We start from the raw sequence: 323 nt of genomic DNA on the forward strand, positions 1-323 counted from the left end.
AAGATTGTGGGATGTTATTAGAAACCGATGAAATTTTAGTGTAATTTGTTTTTAGAATATCTTCAAAATTTAAGAGGCTGTTTAAATTTGTGTAGAAAATTTTGTTAGGAAGGTTTTCAGAAGTTGTATATTTGTAAAAAAAGGAATGAAATACCCAACTGATCTAACTGAAAACCAATGTCAATATATAAAGAAAGCGCTGAATCTGAAAGATAGAAAGCGAAAACATCCTTTGATCCTGATTTGGAATGCGTTAATGTACCTGATAAAAACAGACTGTCAATGGCGTATGCTGCCAAAGAACTTTCCGAAATGGCAATTGG

1 protein-coding gene is annotated in these 323 nt (G+C 31.9%); it reads left to right on the plus strand.

Annotation, left to right across the window (positions count from 1 at the left end; translation table 11 throughout):
- Positions 1–145: 145 nt before the first annotated feature.
- The coding region (locus GNY06_RS05380) for a transposase (protein ID WP_166519122.1) at positions 146–323 on the plus strand (178 nt) is incomplete at its 3' end.

The sequence above is a fragment of the Elizabethkingia argenteiflava genome (genome assembly GCF_009904105.1).
GTDB lineage: Bacteria > Bacteroidota > Bacteroidia > Flavobacteriales > Weeksellaceae > Elizabethkingia > Elizabethkingia argenteiflava.